This window comes from Streptomyces bungoensis (assembly GCF_001514215.1).
Taxonomy (GTDB): Bacteria; Actinomycetota; Actinomycetes; order Streptomycetales; family Streptomycetaceae; genus Streptomyces; species Streptomyces bungoensis.
Map to the genome: position 1 here is coordinate 459,102 of NZ_KQ948854.1, position 19,872 is coordinate 478,973.

Consider the following 19,872-nt stretch of genomic DNA (forward strand, 5'->3'; position numbering starts at 1 on the left):
ATAGGCTGAGCTGGACGAACGTTCACCGGGAGAGAGGGCCGCCAGGAGAGTGATGGAGACGCGGGCCAGGGAGACGCTGCGCGAGCGCAAGAAGCGGCGGACCCGCGAGGCGCTGCTGCGGGCCGCTCTCGAACTGTTCACCACGCAGGGCTACGAGCAGACGACCGTCGACGAGATCGCCGAGGCCTGCGAGGTCTCCCAGCGCACCTTCTTCCGCTACTTCGCCGGCAAGGAGGACGCGGCCTTCGCCGTCCAGGACATGACCGAGGCCCGCTTCGTGGCGGCCGTGCGGGAGCGTCCGGCGCACGAGGCGCCGATGGAGGCGATGCGGCAGGCGGTCCTGCAGGGCTGGGACGCGCTACGGGAGACCGTGGAGTCGGCCGTCCCGGTGGAGCTGTACCTGCGCATGTACCGCACGATCGAGTCGACCCCCGCCCTGCTCGCCGCGCACCTGCGGCGCTCGGCGGCGACGGAGGAGACCATCGCGCGGCTGCTGGCCGAACGCGAGGGCGTGGACGTGGCCGCGGACCCCCGGCCGCGGCTCGCCGTGGCCGTCTTCGGCGGGGTGATGAGGGTCACCGAGCGGCAGTGGAGCACGGGCGACGACTTCAGCCTGGAGGCGATCCGTCAACTCACCGCATCCTGCCTCGATCAGGTGGGATCGGCACTCACCGGCAACTGGCGTACCACCTAGGGCCGTTCCGGGATCGTTCGACCGTTGCCGAAACGTGATACCCGTCACTCGGTTACCGCGAGACCCTCTCGTTCTCCTAGTGTGTCCTCCCAGTGACTTCCTTCGACACCACCCCGCAACTCAACGTCTGGCGCGCCACACTCGCGCTGGCCGTCGTGTTCGTGATGCTCGCCACCACGGGCTGGACCGCGCTGCACAGCCACCGGGAGGCCACGGCCCTGCAGGCCTCGGTCGACAAGTGGGACCACGGCCGCCTGCACGGCCGGCACCTGCCGGACGCCGGGGCCGCCCCCGCGCGGCTCGCCCGCTTCTTCGCCTCGCTCACCGCGCAGGACCGCGCCCGTCTCGCCCACCGCTACCCGCTCGCGGTCGGCAACATGAACGGCGCCCCGGTGGGCCTGCGCTACCGCGCCAACCACATCGCCCTGGAGCAGGCGCGCGAGGTGGAGCGCAAACGGATGCACGACAGCCGGCTCAGCGCGGCCGGCCAGCAGGACGCGGGCCGCCGCATGCAGCGCTACGAGGCGCTGACGAGGCCCGGCCGGCACATCCTCGCCTTCGACCCGGCGGGCTCGGGGCGGGTCGCGGAGGTCTTCGGGAACCTGCGCAGGGCCGAGCGGATCTCCGTCGTCGTCCCCGGCGTCGACACCGACCTGCTCACCTTCCAGCGGACGAACCGCCCGTACAGCGCGCCGGTCGGCATGGCCAAGGCCCTGCACGCGGCCGAGCGGGCGGCCAGCCCCTCGACCCGCACGGCCGTGATCGCCTGGGCCGACTACACCGCGCCGGACGGGCTCGGCGTGGACGCGGCCACGGGCCTGCGCGCCGCGGAGGGCGCCGTACGGCTGAACGCGCTGCTGCGCGCGCTGCCCGGCCGTGCGCCGGTGTCGATGGTCTGCCACAGCTACGGCTCCGTGGTCTGCGGGGTCGCGGCCCGCGGCATGCCCCGCCGGGTGACCGACATAGCGGTGGCCGCGAGCCCCGGCATGCGGGTGCCCAGCGCCGCCCGCCTGGGCACCTCGGCGCGGCTGTGGGCGATGCGGGACGCCACCGACTGGGTGCAGGACGTGCCCTACCTGGAGCTGGGCGGCCTCGGGCACGGCGCGGACCCCGTGGCCTCGGGCTTCGGCGCGCGGGTGCTCTCGGCGCACGACGCGCAGGGGCACGCCGGCTACTTCCAGCCGGGTACGGACAGCCTGCGCAACCTCGCCGACGTCGCGGTGGGCGCCTACGACGCGGTGACCTGTGCACGGGAGAACGATGCCTGCCGGGCCGGTCTGCCCGGCACGACGACGGCCGGACGCGCGTAGAAACAGCAGGAAGTGCGGTCTGCGCGGGTGGCGACGGAGGAGCACGTGCCGCATACGATGAGCCGCATGGGTGACGTACTGGCGGGATTTCATGCCGTATGGGAGTTCGAGTCCGACTCCGTGCTCATCCGTTACGAACGGGGGATCCGGACTCCGAAGCTGTTCCAGGCGCTCGGCGAACGGCGCATTCCGCTGTCCGCGGTGGAGGGGGTGACCCTCACCCCGGGCCGGCGCGGCACGGTGGCGCTGCGGCTGCGGCCGCGGCCGGGGGCCGATCCGCTGATGGACGCGGCGGCCGGGCAGCTGAGCGAGGCCTGCGACCCGTACCGGCTGGTGCTGCCGGCCGAGCGGTCGACGCTCGCCGAGTACTACGCCGACGAGCTGAAGCAACTGGTGCCGGACGGCGGGCCGGAACCCGCCGAGCGGTACCTGGTGGCCGCGCCCGAGGCGCCGCTGCAGTTCAAGGCGTACGACGGCAAGGCCGCCTTCGACGGCACGTCCGTGCAGTTCCGGTGGTCCTGGACGGGGGCGTCGTCGGCGAAGTGGAAGGCCGGCGACCAGAGTTTCGCGGTCGCCGACCTCAGCGGGGTGGAGTGGCGCTCGCCGGAGGCCTTCGAGGGGCACCTGCGCCTGCTGCCGCGCGCCGCCTCCTCGGCGGAGGCCGTGCATCCCGACCAGGATCCGGCGGCGGTGGTGTTCGGGCTGGGCTACGGGCCAGTGCACGAGTCGCTGCCGTTCGCCGCGGCCGTGCTGGCGGCGGTGCGGACCCGGGGGCCGGTACCGGTGACACCGGCCCCGGCCCGCCGGGACCCCGCGGACATCGCCGAACGGATCCGTCACCTGGGCGAGTTGCACCAGGCCGGGCTGGTGACGGACGAGGAGTTCTCGTCCAAGAAGGCCGAACTGCTGGCCGAGCTGTAGCGGGCGGCCGCGGGGGCCGCCCGGGGCGTCACCGCTCCCGGCCGTAGAAGCCGATCTTGAGGTCCAGGACCGCGAGGGTGTCGCGCAGTTCCGCGATGCGGTTCACGACGTCCCGGCGGGTCGACTCCAGCAGCTCCCGGCGTTCGTCGAAGGTGTGGTCGCCCTCCCGCACCAGTTCCGCGTACCGGACCATGTCCGCCACCGGCATCCCGGTCAGGCGCAGCTTGGTCACGAAGGCCAGCCAGTCCAGGTCGCGGTTGCTGTAGCGGCGCTGGCCGGTGTGGGAGCGGTCGATGTGCGGCATCAGGCCGATGCGCTCGTACCAGCGCAGGGTGTGCGCGGTCAGGCCCGTGAAGTCGACGACCTCGCTGATCGTGTAGCGGTCCTGGCCGTCGGGGCGGGGATGGCGCCGGGGTGGGGCGGAGCAGATGTCGGCGGGGTTGGTTCGCTCAGTGGCCGCTGGCGTGGTCTGCATCACCGTCATGTTCTCCACGCTATGGCCTTCGAGTGCACTCCAAGCAAGCGCACTCCCGTAAGAAATCCGCAGGACGGCCCGGGGCGGGGGTCGTTAGCGTGCGGAGCATGACACTTGTACGCCGGGCCCGTCCCGAGGACGCCGCGGAAGTGCTGCGGCTGCGCCAGGTCATGATCGACTCGGTCTTCGGGCCGGAGGGCCCCGGCGGGCCGACGGACTGGCACACCGCGTCCCTGCCCACCCTGCGGGCCCGGCTCACCGGGGAGGACGGGGACTTCGCCGCCTTCGTGGTGGACCATCCGCAGCGGCCGGGCGCCCTGGCCGCGATGGTCGCCGGGACGCTGGAGTACCGGATCGGGCGGGCCGGCAACCCGCACGGGCGGGTCGGGTACGTCTTCAGCGTCGCCACCGATCCGGGCCAGCGGCGGCGGGGGTACGCGCGCGCGTGCATGGGGGAACTGCTGGAGTGGTTCCGGCTGCGGGGCGCCGCCCAGGTCGACCTGAACGCGTCCGCCGAGGCCGAGCCGCTGTACGCGTCCCTGGGCTTCGTACGGAAGCCGGACCCCTCGATGCGGTTGCGGCTGTGAGGCCGGATTAGGCTCGCGGCATGTCGTTGCAGAGTCTGGCGTTGATCGAGAACTGGCCGGTGCCCACCGCCGCGGCGGGGGTCGTACGGGCCGACGGGACGGTCCTCGGAACCCACGGCCCGGTCGGGCACCGCTTCCCGCTGGCCTCGGTGACCAAGCCGCTGGCGGCGTACGCGGTGCTCGTCGCCTACGAGGAGGGGGCCGTGGAGCTGGACGAACCGGCCGGGCCGCCCGGGTCGACGGTGCGGCACCTGCTCGCCCACACCTCCGGGCTGGCGTTCGACGAGCACCGGGTCATGGCGCCGCCCGGGGAGCGGCGGCTGTACTCCAACGCCGGGTTCGAGCAGCTCGGGGACCACGTCGCCAAGGCGACGGACATCCCGTTCGCCGAGTACCTGCGGCAGGCGGTGCTGGAGCCGCTGGGGATGGCGTCGACGTCGCTGGAGGGCTCCCCGGCGAAGGACGGCGTGTCCACCGTCGCGGACCTCCTGCGGTTCGCGGCGGAGGTGCAGGCGCCGCGGCTGCTGGACCCGCGGACGGTGGCCGAGGCGATGAGCGTGCAGTACCCGGGGACGAAGGGGGTGCTGCCGGGGTACGGGCACCAGAACCCGAACGACTGGGGGCTGGGCTTCGAGATCCGGGACGGCAAGTCGCCCCACTGGACCGGGAGTTCCTCGTCACCGCGTACGTTCGGGCACTTCGGCCAGTCCGGTACGTTCCTGTGGGCCGACCCCGACGCGGGGGTCGCCGGGGTGGCACTGACGGACCGGGCGTTCGGGCCCTGGGCGGTCGAGGCGTGGCCGGTGTTCACCGACGCCGTGCTGGCCGAGCTGCGCGGCTGATCAGCGCCCCATCTCCCACAGCAGCAGTTCCGCCGGCGTCCTGCCCACCGCCTCCAGGTCCTCCGGGCCGGTGATCCGGGCCGAATCGCCGGCGCCCAGCGTCTCCCCGGCCAGCGCGACCTCGCCCCGCACGACGTGGGCGTAGACGTGGGGCGCGTCCGGAACGGCGGTCCGCTCCCCCGCGGCCAGGCGGCGCACGTGGAGCATCGCGCCGGCCGCGGGGACGGCGTACGGCGTCGAGTCGGCGATGCCGCGGACGATGTCGTAGGAGGGCTCGCCGCCGGGCTCCCGGGGCGCCAGCCACATCTGCAGGAAGGCCAGCGGCACCGGGCCGTCGTTGCGCTCGACGTGCCGCACGCCCGCCGCCGCGCTCAGGTGCTGGACGTCGCCGGCGCGGACCAGGGTCTCGTGGCCCGTGGAGTCGCGGTGGGTCAGCTCGCCCTCGATCACCCAGGTGACGATCTCCGTGTGGCTGTGCGGGTGTTCGCCGAACCCGGCGCCCGGCGCGAGCCGCTCCTCGTTGCAGGCGATCACCGCGCCGAAGCGCAGGTTCTCCGGTTCGTAGTGCGGGCCGAAGGAGAAGGCGTGGCGGGTGTCGATCCCGGCCTCGGGATCCCCTCCGCGGTAGCGCCCGCCGGCGCGCCGTACGTCGATCACGGGCACCACGGTAGACCCCGCGCGCGGCCGCGGCGGACCGCTCCGCCGACCCCGGCGGCACATGCTCCCGTCCGGATAAGGCAGTCTTGTCCCCGTGCCCGAACCCGTATCCCACCACCGCGAACCCGCAGCGCACGCCGTCCACCCGCACTCCGCGACGCTGAAGCGGCTGGAGAAGTCCTCCGGGTCGCTGGCCGCGCAGGCCATCGCGCGCATGGACGAGACCCTGCCGTGGTACCGGGCCATGCCCCCGGAGAACCGTTCCTGGATCGGGCTCGTGGCGCAGGCGGGCATCGCGGCCTTCACCGAGTGGTTCCGGCATCCCGACGCCCCGCAGGCGATCTCCACCGACGTGTTCGGCACCGCTCCCCGGGAGCTGACCCGGGCCATCACGCTGCGGCAGACCGTGGAGATGGTGCGCACCACCATCGAGGTCATGGAGTCCGCCATCGACGAGGTGGCGGCCCCGGGGGACGAGAGCGCGCTGCGCGAGGCGCTGCTCGTGTACGCGCGGGAGATCGCCTTCGCCACCGCCCAGGTGTACGCGCAGGCCGCCGAGGCACGCGGTGCCTGGGACGCGCGGCTGGAGTCGCTGGTCGTCAACGCCGTGCTGAGCGGGGAGGCCGACGAGGGCGCCGTCAGCCGGGCCGCCGCCCTCGGCTGGAACTCGCCCGAGCACGTGTGCGTGGTGCTCGGGACGGCGCCGGACGGGGACAGCGAGCTGACGGTCGAGGCGATCCGGCGGGCCGCCCGGCACGCCAAGCTGCAGGTGCTCACGGGCGTGCTCGGGGACCGGCTCGTGGTGATCGCCGGGGGCAGCGCCAATCCGCTCGCCGTCGCCAGGTCGCTGATCGGGCCCTATGCGGCCGGGCCGGTCGTGGCGGGGCCCGTCGTGCCCGACCTGACGGCCGCCACGCGGTCCGCGCAGGCCGCCGCCGCCGGCCTGAAGGCGTGTTCCGCCTGGCAGGACGCACCGCGCCCGGTGCTGGCGGACGACCTGCTGCCGGAGCGCGCCATCGCGGGTGATCCGGGCGCGCGCGAGCAGCTGGTGGAGGAGATCTACAGACCGCTGGAGGAGGCCGGCTCCGCGCTCCTGGAAACCCTGAGTGTGTACCTGGAGCAGGCGAGCAGTCTGGAAGGCGCGGCGCGGATGCTCTTCGTTCACCCGAACACCGTGCGCTACCGGCTCCGACGTGTGACAGACGTCACCGGCTGGTCGCCATCGGATGTACGATCCGCGTTCACCCTGCGGATCGCCCTGATCCTGGGGCGTCTCGCCGATGGAGACCTCCAGACCTGAGCTTTTGTCGGGGGCCCACAAAAGCCCCCGGTGTTCTTCGTCCCTGTCCCCACGGGCGGTCGCGGCCGTCCCCAAGAGAGAGTGTGAGAGTGCTCGTACTCGTCGCTCCCGGCCAGGGCGCCCAGACGCCCGGCTTCCTGACCCCCTGGCTCGAACTGCCCGGCGCCGCGGACCGCGTCGCCGCGTGGTCGGACGCCATCGGCCTCGACCTGGTCCACTACGGCACCCAGGCCGACGCGGACGCCATCCGCGACACCGCGGTGGCCCAGCCGCTGCTGGTCGCCGCCGGGATCCTGTCCGCCGCGGCACTGGGTGACGTCCATCCGGGCGCCGTGGCCGGCCACAGCGTCGGCGAGATCACCGCCGCCGCCTTCGCGGGCGTCCTCGCCGACACCGCCGCGCTGCGTCTGGTCCGCAGGCGGGGTCTGGCCATGGCCGACGCCGCCGCGATCACCCAGACCGGCATGTCGGCGCTGCTCGGCGGCGACCCGGAGACCTCCGTGGCGCACCTGGAGAAGCTGGGCCTGACCCCGGCGAACATCAACGGCGCGGGCCAGATCGTCGCCGCCGGCACGCTCGAGCAGCTCGCCGCGCTGGCCGAGGACAAGCCCGAGGGCGTGCGCAAGGTCGTCCCGCTGAAGGTCGCCGGCGCGTTCCACACGCACCACATGGCGCCCGCCGTCGAGGCGCTGGCCAAGGCGGCCGCGGAGCTGGAGCCCGCCGACCCGAAGGTTCCCTACGTCTCCAACAAGGACGGCCGCACCGTCACCGCCGGCTCCGAGGTGCTCGAGCGGCTGGTCGGCCAGGTAGCCAACCCGGTCCGCTGGGACCTGTGCATGGAGGCGTTCAAGGAAATCGGCGCCACCGCATTGATCGAGGTCTGCCCGGGCGGCACCCTCACGGGTCTCGCCAAGCGTGCCCTGCCCGGCGTCAAGACGCTGGCCCTGAAGACCCCCGACGACCTCGACGCGGCCCGCGAGCTGATCGCCGAGCACGTCAACGCCTGACGCCTAAGGAGCCGTACGAACATGTCGAAGATCAGGCCCAGCAAGGGCGCCCCGTACGCGCGCATCCTCGGCGTCGGCGGCTACCGGCCGACCCGGGTGGTGCCCAACGAGGTGATCCTCGAGAAGATCGACTCGTCCGACGAGTGGATCCGTTCGCGCTCCGGCATCGAGACGCGGCACTGGGCCGGGCCCGAGGAGACCGTCGCCGCGATGTCCGTCGAGGCCGCCGGCAAGGCGATCGCCGACGCGGGCATCGACGCCGAGCGGATCGGCGCCGTGGTCGTCTCCACCGTCTCGCACTTCAGCCAGACCCCGGCCGTCGCCACCGAGATCGCCGACAAGCTGGGCACGAACAAGGCCGCCGCCTTCGACATCTCGGCCGGCTGCGCGGGCTTCGGCTACGGCCTCACCCTCGCCAAGGGCATGGTGGTGGAAGGGTCCGCCGAGTACGTGCTCGTCATCGGCGTGGAGCGGCTGAGCGACCTGACCGACCTGGAGGACCGGGCGACGGCCTTCCTGTTCGGCGACGGCGCCGGCGCGGTCGTGGTCGGCCCCTCCCAGGAACCGGCGATCGGCCCGACCGTGTGGGGCTCGGAGGGCGACAAGGCCGGGACCATCAAGCAGACCGTGTCCTGGGACCGGTTCAGGATCGGCGACCTGTCCGAGCTGCCCGTGGACAGCGAGGGCAACGTCAAGTTCCCTGCGATCACGCAGGAGGGCCAGGCGGTGTTCCGCTGGGCCGTGTTCGAGATGGCGAAGGTCGCCCAGCAGGCGCTGGACGCGGCCGGGATCAGCTCGGACGACCTGGACGTCTTCATCCCGCACCAGGCCAACGTGCGGATCATCGACTCGATGGTGAAGACTCTCAAGCTGCCGGAGCACGTCACGGTCGCCCGTGACATCCGCACCACCGGCAACACCTCGGCCGCCTCGATCCCGCTCGCGATGGAGCGGCTCCTGGCGACCGGCGAGGCGAAGAGCGGCGACACCGCGCTCGTCATCGGATTCGGGGCGGGTCTCGTCTACGCCGCCACGGTCGTTACCCTCCCCTAGGCACTCCGTGCCGGATCTTGCGTCCGGCACGGTGCACACTGCCACCAACCGTTCGGAACATCGAAGAAGGAGCGCCTGACATGGCCGCCACTCAGGAAGAGATCGTCGCCGGTCTCGCCGAGATCGTGAACGAGATCGCCGGGATCCCCACCGAGGACGTCCAGCTGGACAAGTCCTTCACCGACGACCTGGACGTGGACTCGCTGTCCATGGTCGAGGTCGTCGTCGCCGCCGAGGAGCGCTTCGACGTGAAGATCCCGGACGAGGACGTCAAGAACCTCAAGACGGTCGGTGACGCCACCGACTACATCCTGAAGCACCAGGCCTGAGCCAGCCGTTAGGCCCCAGGCCGCACTGCCCCGCCACCCGGCGGTGGCGCCGTAGAATCCCGCATCCGTTGGAGAAAGAATTCCCGTGAGCCCGACCAATCGCACCGTGGTCGTCACCGGTATCGGCGCAACCACACCGCTGGGTGGCGACGCAGCCTCGTTCTGGGAGGCCCTGGTCGCCGGCAAGTCCGGCGTGGGTCCCCTGGAGCAGGAATGGGCGGCCGAGCTGCCGGTCCGTATCGCCGCGCAGATCGCCGTCGAGCCGGGCGAGATCATCCCCCGCCCGCAGGCCCGCAAGCTGGACCGGTCCGCGCAGTTCGCGCTGATCGCCGCTCAGGAGGCCTGGAAGGACGCCGGTTTCACCGCCCGGGCCGGCGAGGACGCGTCCGTGAACCCCGACCGTCTCGGTGCGGTCATCGCCTCCGGCATCGGCGGCGTGACGACGCTCCTGGACCAGTACGACGTGCTCAAGGAGAAGGGCGTACGCCGTGTCTCCCCGCACACCGTGCCGATGCTGATGCCCAACTCCCCGGCGGCCAACGTCGGCATCGAGCTGGGCGCGCGGGCCGGTGTGCACACCCCCGTGTCGGCCTGCGCCTCGGGCGCGGAGGCCATCGGGTACGCGATCGAGATGATCCGCACCGGGCGTGCGGACGTGGTCGTGGCCGGTGGTACCGAGGCCGCCATCCACCCGCTTCCCATCGCCGCGTTCGGCAACATGATGGCGATGTCCAAGAACAACGACGACCCCGAGGGCGCCTCGCGTCCCTACGACGCCGGCCGTGACGGCTTCGTCCTCGGCGAGGGCGCCGGTGTGATCGTCCTGGAGTCCGAGGAGCACGCGAAGGCGCGCGGCGCGCGGATCTACGTCGAGGCGGTCGGCCAGGGCATCTCGGCCGACGCGCACCACATCACGCAGCCGGAGCCGTCCGGCAACGGCATCGCGCACGCGCTGCAGAACCTGCTGGACCACACCGACCTGAAGCCGGCCGAGATCGTGCACGTGAACGCGCACGCCACGTCCACGCCGCAGGGCGACGTGGCCGAGATCAAGGCGCTGCGCAAGGTGTTCGGCGACGACGTCGACCACATGGCCATCTCGGCGACCAAGTCGATGACGGGTCACCTGCTCGGTGGCGCCGGCGGTATCGAGACGGTCGCGTCGATCCTGGCGCTGGTGAACCGCACGGCTCCGCCGACCATCAACGTGGAGAACCTCGACCCCGAAGTCAACGCGGACGTCGTGACCGGCGAGGCGCGCCGGCTGCCCGAGGGGCGGATCGCCGTGCTGAACGACTCGTTCGGCTTCGGCGGGCACAACGTGGTCCTGGCGTTCCGGACCGTCTGAGAGAGCGTCTGAGACACGGCGAAGGGCCCTCACCCGGCGGTGAGGGCCCTTCGCCGTGTCCGGTCGTGTCCGGTCGCCGTCGAGTCCGTTCCTTCAGACCACCTGGTGCAGCCAGCGCACCGGGGCTCCCTCTCCGGCGTAGCGGAACGGCTCGAGTTCGTCGTCCCACGGCTTGCCCAGGAGCTTGGCGATCTCCGCCTCCAGGTCCGTCTCGCCCCGCTGGGAGCGGGTCAGCGCCGCGCGCAGGCGGTCCTCGGGGATGAGGATGTCGCCGTGCAGGCCGGTGACGGCGTGGAAGATGCCGAGTTCGGGGGTGCAGCTGTAGCGCTCGCCCTCCGCCGTGGGGCAGGGCTCCGCGGTGACCTCGAAGCGCAGCAGGTGCCAGCCGCGCAGCGCCGAGGCGAGTTTGGAGGCGGTGCCGACCTGGCCCTGCCAGGAGAACTCCGAGCGCCAGGTGCCGGGCGCGGCGGGCTGGCGGATCCAGTCCAGGCTGACGCGCGTGCCGAGCACCCCGGCGACGGCCCACTCGACGTGCGGGCACAGCGCGCGCGGCGCGGAGTGCACGTACAGAACTCCACGTGTCGTCACCGGGACCTCCGGGCAGAGCGGGACATTGCGGACTGGCTGGGCGGCCGTGGCGCGACGGCCGCGTTGATGGCGAGGCTACCTTGCGGCGGGGCAAGGAGTGTGACGTACCGTCGCTCCCAGGGCCGGGAAACCGCCTCCATTCACCCAGGGGGACGCTTGTGCGGGGGTGTGCCGTTCCCGGGTCCCCGGCCGGGGAACTCTCACGCGTTGTCATAGGAGGGGCACTGCACCGTCGAGCGAGGAGACCATCAGGGATGCGCAAGCGAAGGCAGCGGCACACGCGGGCCGGCCTCGCGGTCGTGGCGGCGGCCGTGCTGGCCACGGCGGGCTGCGACGCCTTCGGCGGAGGCGGCCCGGCGGGCCAGAAGGATTCCCGGGACAGCGCCTCGCACCCGCCGGCCCGGCCGGCCCCGGTGTGGGACCGCAGCCCGGACTCGGTCGCCGCGGTCGGCGACTCCATCACCCGGGGCTTCGACGCCTGCGACGTGCTCTCCGACTGCCCCCAGGTGTCGTGGGCGACGGGCAGCGACGCCCAGGTGGACAGTCTGGCGGTCCGGCTGCTGGGCGCGGCGGGGGCGGCGCGGCGCAGCTGGAACTACGCGCAGACCGGCGCCCGGATGTCCGACCTGCCCGGGCAGATGGCCCGCGCGGTGAAGCGCAGGCCCGCGCTGGTGACGGTGATGGCGGGGGCCAACGACGCCTGCCGCTCCTCGGCCTCCGCGATGACGCCGGTGGCGGACTTCCGCGCGGACTTCGAGAAGGCGCTGGGCACGCTGCGCAGGGCGCTGCCGAAGTCGCAGGTGTACGTGGCGAGCGTGCCGAACCTGAAGCGGCTGTGGGCGCAGGGGCGGACGAACCCGCTCGGCAAGCAGGTGTGGAAGCTGGGCATCTGCCCGTCGATGCTGGCCGACGCCGACGACCTGACGAGTGCGGCCGTGGTGCGGCGGGACACGGTGCAGCAGCGCGTGGAGGCGTACAACGAGGTGCTGAAGGAGGTGTGCGCCAAGGACCGCCGCTGCCGCTTCGACGGCGACGCGGTCTTCGACTACCGCTTCGGCACGGAGCAGCTCAGCCAGTGGGACTGGTTCCACCCGAGCCGGAACGGGCAGGCCAGGCTGGCCGAGATCGCCTACCGCACTGTCACCGCCCCGCGGCCGTGACCTAGGGTTTCCCACATGGGCGAACTTTTCGGCACACTTTCCGACGGCACCCGGGTGCACCGCTGGACACTGGAGCGCGACGGGGTGCGGGTGCGCGTGCTGTCGTACGGCGGGATCGTGCAGTCGGTGGAGGTCCCGGACCGGGACGGGCACCGGGCGGACGTGGTGCTGGGCTTCGCGGGGCTCGACGGCTACCTCGCGCACCCGGAGCCGTACTTGGGCGCCCTGGTCGGCCGGTACGCCAACCGCATCGCGGGCGGCCGCTTCCCGCTGGACGGGCGCGCGCACGCCGTCACGCGGAACGAGGGGGCCAACTCGCTGCACGGCGGCGACCGCGGGTTCGACAAGCGGGTGTGGGAGGCGGAGCCGGTCGAGGACGGGCTGCGACTGAGCCTGGTGAGTCCGCACGGCGAGGAGGGCTTCCCGGGCCGGCTGGAGGTCACGGCCACGTACACGCTCCAGGCGCCGGGGGCGCTGCGGATCGCCTACGAGGCCGTCACGGACGCGCCCACCGTGGTCAACCTGACGAACCACTCGTACTGGAACCTGAGCGGCTCCGGTGACGCTGCCGGTCACGAGCTGCGGCTGGCCGCCTCCCGGTACACGCCGGTCGACGCGGGACTGATCCCCACCGGCGCGCTGGAGGACGTGACCGGCTCGCGCTTCGACTTCCGTACGGCGCGCAGGACGGGGTCCGGCTACGACCACAACTTCGCGCTGGACAAGGGGGTGACGCCGGCGGCCGAGGAGGTCGCCGAGCTGTACGACCCGGCGTCCGGCCGGCTGCTGACGGTGGCCACGACCGAGCCCGGCCTCCAGCTCTACACGGCCGACCACCTGCCCGCGCCCTTCACCCGCGGGGCCGGCGTCGCCCTGGAGACCCAGCACTTCCCGGACTCCCCGAACCGCCCGGACTTCCCCAGCACCGTCCTGCGGCCGGGCGAGGTGTTCCGGTCGGAGACGGTGTACGGGTTCTCGGTGCGCTGAAGGCGCCCGGGGGCCGCCACGAGCCCCGGTCCGGTGTCAGGTGCCGGACCGGGGCTGTTCGTGGGGGACTTGTCCCGGATCTGACCTTAAGCGGCGCGGCGGGTCTGCGGCCGGTGATCGGGCGGACTGCCGTGATCCCGTACGAACCCTTCACACACGCCCACGTGTTCCCCTTCTCGCCGGGTCCGGAAACGTCCGGGCGGGTGCGGGTTCACTGACCCCAGGTGTGGGCGAGGGACTTGCTCGTCAGGCAGACCAGGGCGAGGACGAGGGCCCAGGCGTGGGCGCCTGCGGCGTAGAGGGCCACGACACCCGCGCCGAACCAGAGCAGTTCGAAGCCGGCGCGCGCCGGGCCGTGGAGGGCGAACCGCGCCCGGGGTGCGCCGAACAGCGCCCACAGCCAGCCGAGGGCACCCGGCGCGAGGAGGGCGAGCAGCGCGGCCCCGGTGACGGGGCGGGTGAACCCCCAGTAGGCGGCCGCCGCGAGGACGCCGAGTTCGAGAAGGAAGATGACGCCCAGGTTCACGGCCTTCGCTGTCTGCACGCCCGCAGTATCACCCGTCGTCCCGGGCCGGCGGTACCACCGGGACGTGCGGAGTGCTCTCGCCGTCGCCGGCGTCCTCGTCCGCGTCCTCCTCCCCCAGCAGGTCCCGGGTGAGGAGGGTGGCGCCCGCGACCGCGCCCGGCATCAGGAACACGGCGACGAACGGGACCAGGAAGGCGAGGCCGAGCGGGACGCCGAAGCCCCAGACCAGGGTCTTGCGGGAGCGCAGCAGGGCGAGGCGGGCGCGCAGGTCGACGCCGCGGCGCTGGAGCGCGACGGCGGCCAGTTCCTCGGTGAGGAAGAAGCCGGTGACGAAGAAGCCGACGACCGGTACGGCGGTCTGGCCGACGACCGGCAGGAAGCCGGCGGCGAAGAGCAGGACGCCCCACAGTGCGGCCCGGACCAGGATGCGCAGGCTGTCGCGGGCCGAGATCCACAGCTCGCGCCAGAGCGGCAGGCCCGACTGCGGTGCGGTGCCGTCGGGCGAGAGGTCGGCGTCGACCTGCTCCGACAGGCTCTCGTAGAAGGGCTGGCCGACCAGCAGGGTGACGGCCGTGAAGGTGAGCACGGCGAGCAGCAGGCCCAGGGCGAACAGGACGGCCGTCAGGAAGCCGCGGAACAGGCCCTGCCACGGGCTCGACCAGTCGTCGGCGAACGGGGTCGCCCAGGCGGCCGCGTCCTCGCCCCAGAGCGCGAGGGCGACGAGCGCCGCCGTGTAGAGGACCAGGGTGATCAGGCCGGGCAGCAGGCCGAAGCCGTAGCTCCGGCCGTGCCGGGCCACCCAGCGCTGGCCCCGCAGAAGGTGTCCGAATCCCGCCCCGAGATCACGCATGGCCAAGACTTTACCGGCGGTCGTCAGGCGTCGAGCATCCGCTGGAGCAGATCGCGCAGCGCCAGCCGCTCCTCCTCGGACAGGCCGACCAGGGGCTCGCGGGCGAAGCGCAGGCCGTGGCGCAGTTCCCGGGCCACGCGGCGGCCCTCGTCCGTGGCGGCCGCCACCTTCACGCGGCGGTCGGCGGGGTCGGGGCGGCGCTCGGCCAGGCCCCGGGACTCCAGGCGGTCCACGATGCCGGTCACGTTGGACGGCTCGCACTTCAGCTTCTGCGCGAGCTTGCGCATCGGCAGCGGGCCGAGCGAGAGGAGGCTGAGCAGCTTCGCCTGGGCGCCCGTGAGGGCGTGCCCGGCCGCGGCCTCCTCGTAGTCCGCGTGGTAGCGGGCGACGACCTCGCCGATGAGCCCGACGACCTCCATGGTCAGTTCGTCCGGACGGGTCTTCTGCGGTGTGGCCATGCCCTCAGAATACCGCGTTACTTGACATCATGAAATATTCAGGTGCACGGTTGTTTCAGGCACTGAAGTAAATGAAAGGTCTTGTCATGATCAACCGCGAGTGGCACCTGCTCAGCCGTCCCGTCGGCTGGCCGAAGCCCGAGGACTTCGCCCTGGTCGAGACGCCCGTCCCGACGCCGGGCGAGGGCCAGGTGCTGGTGCGGAACAAGTACCTCTCGGTGGACCCGTACATGCGCGGCCGGATGTCGGCCGCCAAGTCCTACGTGGCCCCGTTCGAGCTGGGCAAGGTCATGCAGGGCGGCGCGGTCGGCGAGGTCGTCGCCTCGAACGCCGAGGGCATCGCCGTCGGCGACCACGTGCTGCACTTCCTCGGCTGGCGCGAGTACGCGGCCCTGGACGCGAAGCACGCCGTCAAGGTGGACCCCGAGGCCGCGCCCCTGTCGACGTACCTCGGCGTCCTCGGCATGACCGGTCTGACCGCCTACGCCGGCCTGCTGCGCACCGCCTCCTTCAAGGAGGGCGACGCCGTGTTCGTCTCCGGCGCCGCCGGCGCGGTCGGCAGCCAGGTCGGGCAGATCGCCAAGCTGAAGGGCGCCTCCCGGGTCATCGGCTCGGCCGGGTCCGACGAGAAGGTGAAGCTGCTGGTCGAGGAGTACGGCTTCGACGCCGCGTTCAACTACCGGAACGGGCCGGTGAGCGAGCAGCTGCGGGCCGCCGCGCCCGACGGGATCGACGTCTACTTCGACAACGTCGGCGGCGACCACCTCGAGGCGGCCATCGGGTCCCTGAACCAGGGCGGCCGGATCGCGGTCTGCGGCATGATCTCGGTCTACAACAACACCGAGCCCGCCCCCGGCCCGCGGAACCTCGCCCGGCTGATCCAGACCCGCGGCCGCATCGAGGGCTTCCTGGTCGGCGACCACTACGACCTGCAGCCCCAGTTCGTCCAGGAGGTCGGCCCCTGGGTCGCCTCGGGCGCGCTGAAGTACCGCGAGACGGTCGTCGAGGGCATCGAGAACAACCTCGAGGCGTTCCTCGGGGTCCTGCGCGGCGACAACACCGGCAAGATGATCGTCAAGCTGTAGCCACCGCCACCCCTACCGCAGGGTTTCCGGCATGCGGTAACTTCTTTCCGAAACCGTCGGCGATCGTGGGCGCGAGTCGCGGCGGACCGAGGAAGGAAGACACCGCATGCCCATCCAGCAGTCCGACGTCCTGTACACCGCGGTCGCCACCGCCGAGCACGGCCGGGACGGCCGTGTCGCCACCGACGACGGCAGGCTCGACGTCGTCGTCAACCCGCCTGAGGAGATGGGCGGCAGCGGCGCGGGCACCAACCCCGAGCAGCTGTTCGCCGCCGGGTACAGCGCCTGCTTCCAGGGCGCGCTCGGCGTGGTCGCCCGTCAGGAGGGTGCCGACGTGTCGGGGTCGACCGTCACGGCGAAGGTCGGGATCGGCCGGAACGAGGACGGGTTCGGGATCGTCGTGGAGATCTGCGCGGACATCCCGAACGTCGACGCGGCCACCGCGCGGCGCCTGGTCGAGCAGGCCCACCAGGTGTGCCCCTACTCGAAGGCGACGCGCGGGGACGTCACCGTGACGCTGGCCTGACCCCGGTCGTTGCACAGAGCGGAGGCCGCACCCTGGGACGTGGGGTGCGGCCTCCGCCTGTCGGGGTCCGGGTCAGCGGGCGAGGGCCGCCCGGTGCACGGCCGCCGCGAACCGGTCGTTCTCCGGGGCCGCGCCGCCCGGGTAGGCGAACCGCCGGCGCGTGTAGCCGTACGCCAGGCCGCTGCGCGGGTCGGCGAAGGCCTGGGAGCCGGCGGCCCCGCTGTGGCCGATCGCGCCGGCGCCGAGGAAGGGGTGCCAGATGTCGGCGGTGGCCTGGAAGCCCAGACCGAACGACTTGTGGGTGCGCGTCACCAGGTCGTACCCCACGGAGTGCAGCCGGCCGAACTCCGCGAGCGTGTCCTCCTTCAGCAGCGGCGCCTTGCCGTCCACCTCGCTGATCATCGCCGCGTACAGCCCGGCCAGGCCGCGCGCCGAGGCCACACCGCCGTACGAGGCGGGGCCCTTGGCCCGGACGCAGCGCTGGTTCGGCAGGGACCCGAGGTCGGCCGGCTCGGGCGCGTGCCCGTTGAAGGCGATCGAGGCGAGGGTGTGGGGGCCGCTCGGCAGGGTGTCGAGCACCGCCTGCTGCGCGGGGGTCGGGAGCATCGGCTGGACGGTGCGGAAGCGGGGCTCGCGGGAAGCCGGCAGGCCCAGGTGGAAGTCCAGGCCGTAGGGGGCGCGCACCCGCTCCTCGTGGAGTTCCTGGATCGTGCGGCCCGTCGCGCGCCGGACGACCTCGCCGGTGAGCGCGCCGATGACCAGGGCGTGGTAGCCGAAGGCGGTGCCCGGGCGCCAGAACGGCCGCTGGTCGGCGAGACGTTCGGCCATCACCCGGTCGTCGGCCAGTTCCGCCGCGCTGAACCCGGTGTCGGTGCCGACCAGTCCGGCGCGGTGCGCGAGCAGGTCGCGCAGGGTCAGGCCGCCCTTGCCCTCGGCGCCGAACTCCGGCCAGTAGTAGGTGACCTTGCGGTCCAGCTCGAGCGTGCCCTCCTGCACGAGCAGGGCCACGACGAGGTGGGCGGCACCCTTGGTGGAGGAGAACACGCCGTACAGCGAGTCGCCGTCGGCGCCGTCGCCCGCCCACAGGTCGACCACCCGGCGGCCGTCGACGTACGCGCACAACTGGCCCTCGTAGTCGTCCCGTTCCTCGGCGACGAACGCGGCGAACTCCTCGCGCACCGCCTCGTAGCCCTCGCCGACCGTGCCGTGGACGGTGATCCGCTGCGTCATCCGTACTCCTCACCTGAGCCGCGTTCCGCTGCTCCCCCCGGCAAACGCCCGGTTCGCCGCCGGGCGTTCCCGTGATCGTGTACGGCGGGACGTGCCCGTACGACTCAACCGCAACCGGAGCGGGTTGGTGTCGTAGAGGGCGTGTGCCCGGCCTGTGTGGGCACTGCCCCTCTCAGCACCCGACCTGTGGGCAGTTGCTAGCGTTGCACGGTTGTTGGACCTGATCAGGAAAGAGAAACGGGGAGTACGGTGACAAAACTTGCACGCCTTGTGACTGTTGTCGCACTGGTGAGCGGTGTGGTGGCCGGGGCGGCTCCGGCTGCCACGGCGGCTCCGGCAAAGGCCAAGTTGCTGGAATCGGTCACGCTGAGGGCAAAGCCGACCAACAGGTCGACCGCCCGGGGCGTCGTCCCCAAGGGCGCGGTCGTCAGCACCAACGACACCGGCTCCGTGGCGGGAGCCACCTACAAGGCCTGCGGCGTGAAGGAAAAGCTCTGGTACCCGGTCACGTGGAAGGGGACCAAGGGGTACATCGTCGCTGCCTGCATGCAGTTCAAGTGAGCTGCCGTCCGTCTCGGACTTCCTGGTAGGCGGATCGGCCCGCTCGGGACCCGTGCGTGAACCATCGCCCGTCGGGGGTGGCCGGTGCCACCCCGGCGGGCGTACACGCTTCTGCGGACGGGGCCGGCGCCGGGCTGTGAAGCGTTCACCGCGGGCGTTGGTGCGAGTCCCTTACGACACACACGTCAGCACAGTGGCGCACAGCGAACGGACTGGGCGCCGGTGCGCTCGACCACGGCTAGGGCCTCTCGTTCGGATCATGCCGGGCTCGCGGGCCCCGGCACCGGACCCCGCTCCCTGATCCGGCCTGATCCAAACGAAAGACCCTAGGTGCACCACCACAGGAAGCGGTTGCACGTCTTGGTGGGCGACGGTGTCGGCGTCGGGCCGGACGTCGTCGGGGCGCTCGTGGGGGTGGCCGGCGGTCCGGAGGTGGCCGGGGCCGTCGGCGCCGAGGTCGCCGGTCCGGCCCCCGTGGTGGCCGACCGCTGCGACGCGCCACTGGCGGAGGGGGACGCGGAGGCCTTGCTTTTCGGGGACTTGGACGCGGAGGCCGAGGGGGCGGCGGAGGCGGAGGCGCTCGGGCCCCTCGACGGGTGCGAGGAGCCGCCGGGCGGAGCCGCCGTGCGGCCCGGGGAGGCGGAGGAGGTGCCGCCGTCCGCGGCCGTGTCGCCGGAGGAGGCCGGGGAGTCGCCGGCGAAGGGCGAGAAGGGGGCGTCCGTGCCCAGTTCGGCGATGCTGAGCCCGCCGGCCGCCAGCACGAGTCCGGCGGCGATGAAGACGGTACGGCGCCGGCGGCGCCGGTGGGCGGCCGCCTTGCGGTCCCGCCTGCTGGCGTCCGCGGCGGCGGGGCCGGAGTCCGGGCCGTCGGCGGCCGCGCCGCGCCCACGGCCGCGCGCCTGGCGCCGGGCGGCCCGCCCACCGGGCTCGCCGGGGCCGGCGCCGTCCTCCGCCTCGGAGGGACCGGAGTCGTGGAGGGCGTCGGTGTCGTCCGGGGCGCCGGGGTCCCCGGGCGTGTCGCCCTCACCCCCGGCGGGGAACCCGCCCTGCGTGTCGTATCCGGCCGCAGGGGTGTCGTACCCGGCCGCGGACGCGCCGGCGTCGTACGCGCCGTGCGGGTCGTACCCGCCCGCGGGCGCGGGTGCTCCGTACCCGGGGGCTTCGTAGCCGACATGGCCGGCATGGCTCGCCCGGGCACCCGTGTGGGCGTACCCGGCGTACTCCTCCTGGCCACCGAGGCCCGCGAACGGCGTGGCCGCGGACGCGGCGTGCCGCTCGGCCGGTGCTCCGCACCCGGGGCAGGCCAGGGCGCCGTTGAGGTGCCGTTGGCACGGGTGGCAGAAGTCCATGACGCGGGAAGACTAGATTCCCGGCCGGT

Annotated in this window: 23 protein-coding genes; 15 read left to right on the plus strand and 8 right to left on the minus strand. The window is 72.9% G+C overall.

The genetic code is table 11. The features are described 5' to 3' along the window. Positions 1-52 precede the first annotated feature (52 nt). The 3 genes from AQJ66_RS12350 (at position 53) to AQJ66_RS12360 (ending at position 2,925) form a co-directional block, all read left to right on the plus strand. A complete protein-coding gene (locus AQJ66_RS12350) occupies positions 53-694 on the plus strand; it encodes a TetR family transcriptional regulator (protein ID WP_061920119.1) in 642 nt (213 codons plus the stop codon). A gap of 92 nt (positions 695-786) precedes the next feature. Continuing rightward, entirely contained in the window at positions 787-2,004 is a 1,218-nt protein-coding gene (locus AQJ66_RS12355) for an alpha/beta hydrolase (RefSeq protein ID WP_061920121.1), read from the plus strand. 66 nt (positions 2,005-2,070) lie between these two features. Further along, entirely contained in the window at positions 2,071-2,925 is an 855-nt protein-coding gene (locus AQJ66_RS12360) for a DUF4429 domain-containing protein (RefSeq protein ID WP_061920123.1), read from the plus strand. A 28-nt stretch (positions 2,926-2,953) separates the two neighbouring features. On the opposite strand, the gene AQJ66_RS12365 is transcribed toward AQJ66_RS12360, so the two are convergent. Further along, positions 2,954-3,409, minus strand: coding sequence for a MerR family transcriptional regulator (locus AQJ66_RS12365; protein WP_061920234.1), 456 nt, complete (start codon positions 3,407-3,409; stop codon positions 2,954-2,956). Positions 3,410-3,507: 98 nt separating this feature from the next. On the opposite strand from AQJ66_RS12365, the gene AQJ66_RS12370 reads away from it, so the two are divergent. Beyond that, complete coding sequence (locus tag AQJ66_RS12370) at positions 3,508-3,987, plus strand: GNAT family N-acetyltransferase (RefSeq protein ID WP_061920125.1); 480 nt, start codon at positions 3,508-3,510, stop codon at positions 3,985-3,987. A 20-nt stretch (positions 3,988-4,007) separates the two neighbouring features. Continuing rightward, the gene (locus AQJ66_RS12375; RefSeq protein WP_061920126.1) at positions 4,008-4,829 is read left to right on the plus strand and encodes a serine hydrolase domain-containing protein; all 822 of its coding nucleotides are present in this window, start codon (positions 4,008-4,010) and stop codon (positions 4,827-4,829) included. Here AQJ66_RS12375 and AQJ66_RS12380 read toward each other — a convergent pair whose 3' ends face one another. Then, positions 4,830-5,483 carry a pirin family protein gene (locus AQJ66_RS12380; RefSeq protein WP_079060196.1) on the minus strand — a complete coding sequence of 218 codons (654 nt, stop codon included), beginning with the start codon at positions 5,481-5,483 and terminating at the stop codon, positions 4,830-4,832. Positions 5,484-5,580: 97 nt separating this feature from the next. Here AQJ66_RS12380 and AQJ66_RS12385 point away from each other — a divergent pair, with 97 nt between their 5' ends. The 5 genes from AQJ66_RS12385 (at position 5,581) to fabF (ending at position 10,523) form a co-directional block, all read left to right on the plus strand. Continuing rightward, complete coding sequence (locus AQJ66_RS12385) at positions 5,581-6,786, plus strand: PucR family transcriptional regulator (RefSeq protein WP_061920128.1); 1,206 nt, start codon at positions 5,581-5,583, stop codon at positions 6,784-6,786. A gap of 89 nt (positions 6,787-6,875) precedes the next feature. Continuing rightward, positions 6,876-7,793, plus strand: coding sequence for an ACP S-malonyltransferase (locus AQJ66_RS12390; RefSeq protein WP_061920130.1), 918 nt, complete (start codon positions 6,876-6,878; stop codon positions 7,791-7,793). 21 nt (positions 7,794-7,814) lie between these two features. Further along, a complete protein-coding gene (locus tag AQJ66_RS12395; protein ID WP_061920132.1) occupies positions 7,815-8,846 on the plus strand; it encodes a ketoacyl-ACP synthase III in 1,032 nt (343 codons plus the stop codon). Between the two features lie 80 nt (positions 8,847-8,926). Further along, complete coding sequence (locus AQJ66_RS12400) at positions 8,927-9,175, plus strand: acyl carrier protein (protein WP_018545314.1); 249 nt, start codon at positions 8,927-8,929, stop codon at positions 9,173-9,175. Positions 9,176-9,260: 85 nt separating this feature from the next. Next, a complete protein-coding gene (gene fabF / locus AQJ66_RS12405; RefSeq protein WP_061920134.1) occupies positions 9,261-10,523 on the plus strand; it encodes a beta-ketoacyl-ACP synthase II in 1,263 nt (420 codons plus the stop codon). Positions 10,524-10,616: 93 nt separating this feature from the next. Here the strand turns inward: fabF and AQJ66_RS12410 are convergent, their stop codons facing one another. Next, the gene (locus AQJ66_RS12410; protein ID WP_061920136.1) at positions 10,617-11,111 is read right to left on the minus strand and encodes a DUF3145 domain-containing protein; all 495 of its coding nucleotides are present in this window, start codon (positions 11,109-11,111) and stop codon (positions 10,617-10,619) included. Between the two features lie 254 nt (positions 11,112-11,365). Here AQJ66_RS12410 and AQJ66_RS12415 point away from each other — a divergent pair, with 254 nt between their 5' ends. Both AQJ66_RS12415 and AQJ66_RS12420 read left to right on the plus strand, forming a co-directional pair. Continuing rightward, entirely contained in the window at positions 11,366-12,271 is a 906-nt protein-coding gene (locus tag AQJ66_RS12415) for an SGNH/GDSL hydrolase family protein (protein ID WP_061920138.1), read from the plus strand. Between the two features lie 15 nt (positions 12,272-12,286). Continuing rightward, complete coding sequence (locus AQJ66_RS12420; protein WP_061920140.1) at positions 12,287-13,258, plus strand: aldose epimerase family protein; 972 nt, start codon at positions 12,287-12,289, stop codon at positions 13,256-13,258. A gap of 211 nt (positions 13,259-13,469) precedes the next feature. On the opposite strand, the gene AQJ66_RS12425 is transcribed toward AQJ66_RS12420, so the two are convergent. Genes AQJ66_RS12425 through AQJ66_RS12435 form a run of 3 tightly spaced genes read right to left on the minus strand, consistent with a single transcriptional unit; the run spans position 13,470 to position 15,092 of the window. Then, positions 13,470-13,802 (minus strand): YrdB family protein, encoded by a 333-nt coding sequence (locus tag AQJ66_RS12425; protein WP_061920142.1) that lies wholly within the window; start codon positions 13,800-13,802, stop codon positions 13,470-13,472. Positions 13,803-13,812: 10 nt separating this feature from the next. Then, a complete protein-coding gene (locus AQJ66_RS12430; protein WP_061920144.1) occupies positions 13,813-14,634 on the minus strand; it encodes an EI24 domain-containing protein in 822 nt (273 codons plus the stop codon). A gap of 23 nt (positions 14,635-14,657) precedes the next feature. Then, positions 14,658-15,092, minus strand: a complete 435-nt coding sequence (locus AQJ66_RS12435; protein ID WP_061920145.1) for a MarR family winged helix-turn-helix transcriptional regulator — start codon at positions 15,090-15,092, stop codon at positions 14,658-14,660. Positions 15,093-15,178: 86 nt separating this feature from the next. On the opposite strand from AQJ66_RS12435, the gene AQJ66_RS12440 reads away from it, so the two are divergent. Both AQJ66_RS12440 and AQJ66_RS12445 read left to right on the plus strand, forming a co-directional pair. After that, positions 15,179-16,177 (plus strand): NADP-dependent oxidoreductase, encoded by a 999-nt coding sequence (locus tag AQJ66_RS12440; RefSeq protein ID WP_061920147.1) that lies wholly within the window; start codon positions 15,179-15,181, stop codon positions 16,175-16,177. Between the two features lie 106 nt (positions 16,178-16,283). Next, complete coding sequence (locus tag AQJ66_RS12445; protein ID WP_061920149.1) at positions 16,284-16,703, plus strand: organic hydroperoxide resistance protein; 420 nt, start codon at positions 16,284-16,286, stop codon at positions 16,701-16,703. 72 nt (positions 16,704-16,775) lie between these two features. Here the strand turns inward: AQJ66_RS12445 and AQJ66_RS12450 are convergent, their stop codons facing one another. Further along, entirely contained in the window at positions 16,776-17,933 is a 1,158-nt protein-coding gene (locus AQJ66_RS12450) for a serine hydrolase domain-containing protein (RefSeq protein ID WP_061920151.1), read from the minus strand. Between the two features lie 270 nt (positions 17,934-18,203). Here AQJ66_RS12450 and AQJ66_RS12455 point away from each other — a divergent pair, with 270 nt between their 5' ends. Beyond that, positions 18,204-18,494, plus strand: coding sequence for an SH3 domain-containing protein (locus AQJ66_RS12455; RefSeq protein ID WP_159052555.1), 291 nt, complete (start codon positions 18,204-18,206; stop codon positions 18,492-18,494). A gap of 326 nt (positions 18,495-18,820) precedes the next feature. Here AQJ66_RS12455 and AQJ66_RS12460 read toward each other — a convergent pair whose 3' ends face one another. Continuing rightward, positions 18,821-19,843, minus strand: a complete 1,023-nt coding sequence (locus tag AQJ66_RS12460) for an SCO2400 family protein (protein ID WP_061920155.1) — start codon at positions 19,841-19,843, stop codon at positions 18,821-18,823. Between the last annotated feature and the right edge of the window lie 29 nt (positions 19,844-19,872).

What these genes read in the sequence shown, in the direction of transcription:
- AQJ66_RS12350 (WP_061920119.1), top strand. Translation starts at nt 53, where the DNA reads ATGGAGACGCGGGCCAGGGAGACGCTGCGCGAGCGCAAGAAGCGGCGG.
- AQJ66_RS12360 (WP_061920123.1), top strand. Translation starts at nt 2,071, where the DNA reads ATGGGTGACGTACTGGCGGGATTTCATGCCGTATGGGAGTTCGAGTCC.
- AQJ66_RS12365 (WP_061920234.1), bottom strand. Translation starts at nt 3,409, where the DNA reads ATGACGGTGATGCAGACCACGCCAGCGGCCACTGAGCGAACCAACCCC.
- AQJ66_RS12370 (WP_061920125.1), top strand. Translation starts at nt 3,508, where the DNA reads ATGACACTTGTACGCCGGGCCCGTCCCGAGGACGCCGCGGAAGTGCTG.
- AQJ66_RS12375 (WP_061920126.1), top strand. Translation starts at nt 4,008, where the DNA reads ATGTCGTTGCAGAGTCTGGCGTTGATCGAGAACTGGCCGGTGCCCACC.
- AQJ66_RS12395 (WP_061920132.1), top strand. Translation starts at nt 7,815, where the DNA reads ATGTCGAAGATCAGGCCCAGCAAGGGCGCCCCGTACGCGCGCATCCTC.
- AQJ66_RS12400 (WP_018545314.1), top strand. Translation starts at nt 8,927, where the DNA reads ATGGCCGCCACTCAGGAAGAGATCGTCGCCGGTCTCGCCGAGATCGTG.
- AQJ66_RS12415 (WP_061920138.1), top strand. Translation starts at nt 11,366, where the DNA reads ATGCGCAAGCGAAGGCAGCGGCACACGCGGGCCGGCCTCGCGGTCGTG.
- AQJ66_RS12420 (WP_061920140.1), top strand. Translation starts at nt 12,287, where the DNA reads ATGGGCGAACTTTTCGGCACACTTTCCGACGGCACCCGGGTGCACCGC.
- AQJ66_RS12430 (WP_061920144.1), bottom strand. Translation starts at nt 14,634, where the DNA reads ATGCGTGATCTCGGGGCGGGATTCGGACACCTTCTGCGGGGCCAGCGC.
- AQJ66_RS12435 (WP_061920145.1), bottom strand. Translation starts at nt 15,092, where the DNA reads ATGGCCACACCGCAGAAGACCCGTCCGGACGAACTGACCATGGAGGTC.
- AQJ66_RS12440 (WP_061920147.1), top strand. Translation starts at nt 15,179, where the DNA reads ATGATCAACCGCGAGTGGCACCTGCTCAGCCGTCCCGTCGGCTGGCCG.
- AQJ66_RS12445 (WP_061920149.1), top strand. Translation starts at nt 16,284, where the DNA reads ATGCCCATCCAGCAGTCCGACGTCCTGTACACCGCGGTCGCCACCGCC.
- AQJ66_RS12450 (WP_061920151.1), bottom strand. Translation starts at nt 17,933, where the DNA reads ATGACGCAGCGGATCACCGTCCACGGCACGGTCGGCGAGGGCTACGAG.
- AQJ66_RS12460 (WP_061920155.1), bottom strand. Translation starts at nt 19,843, where the DNA reads ATGGACTTCTGCCACCCGTGCCAACGGCACCTCAACGGCGCCCTGGCC.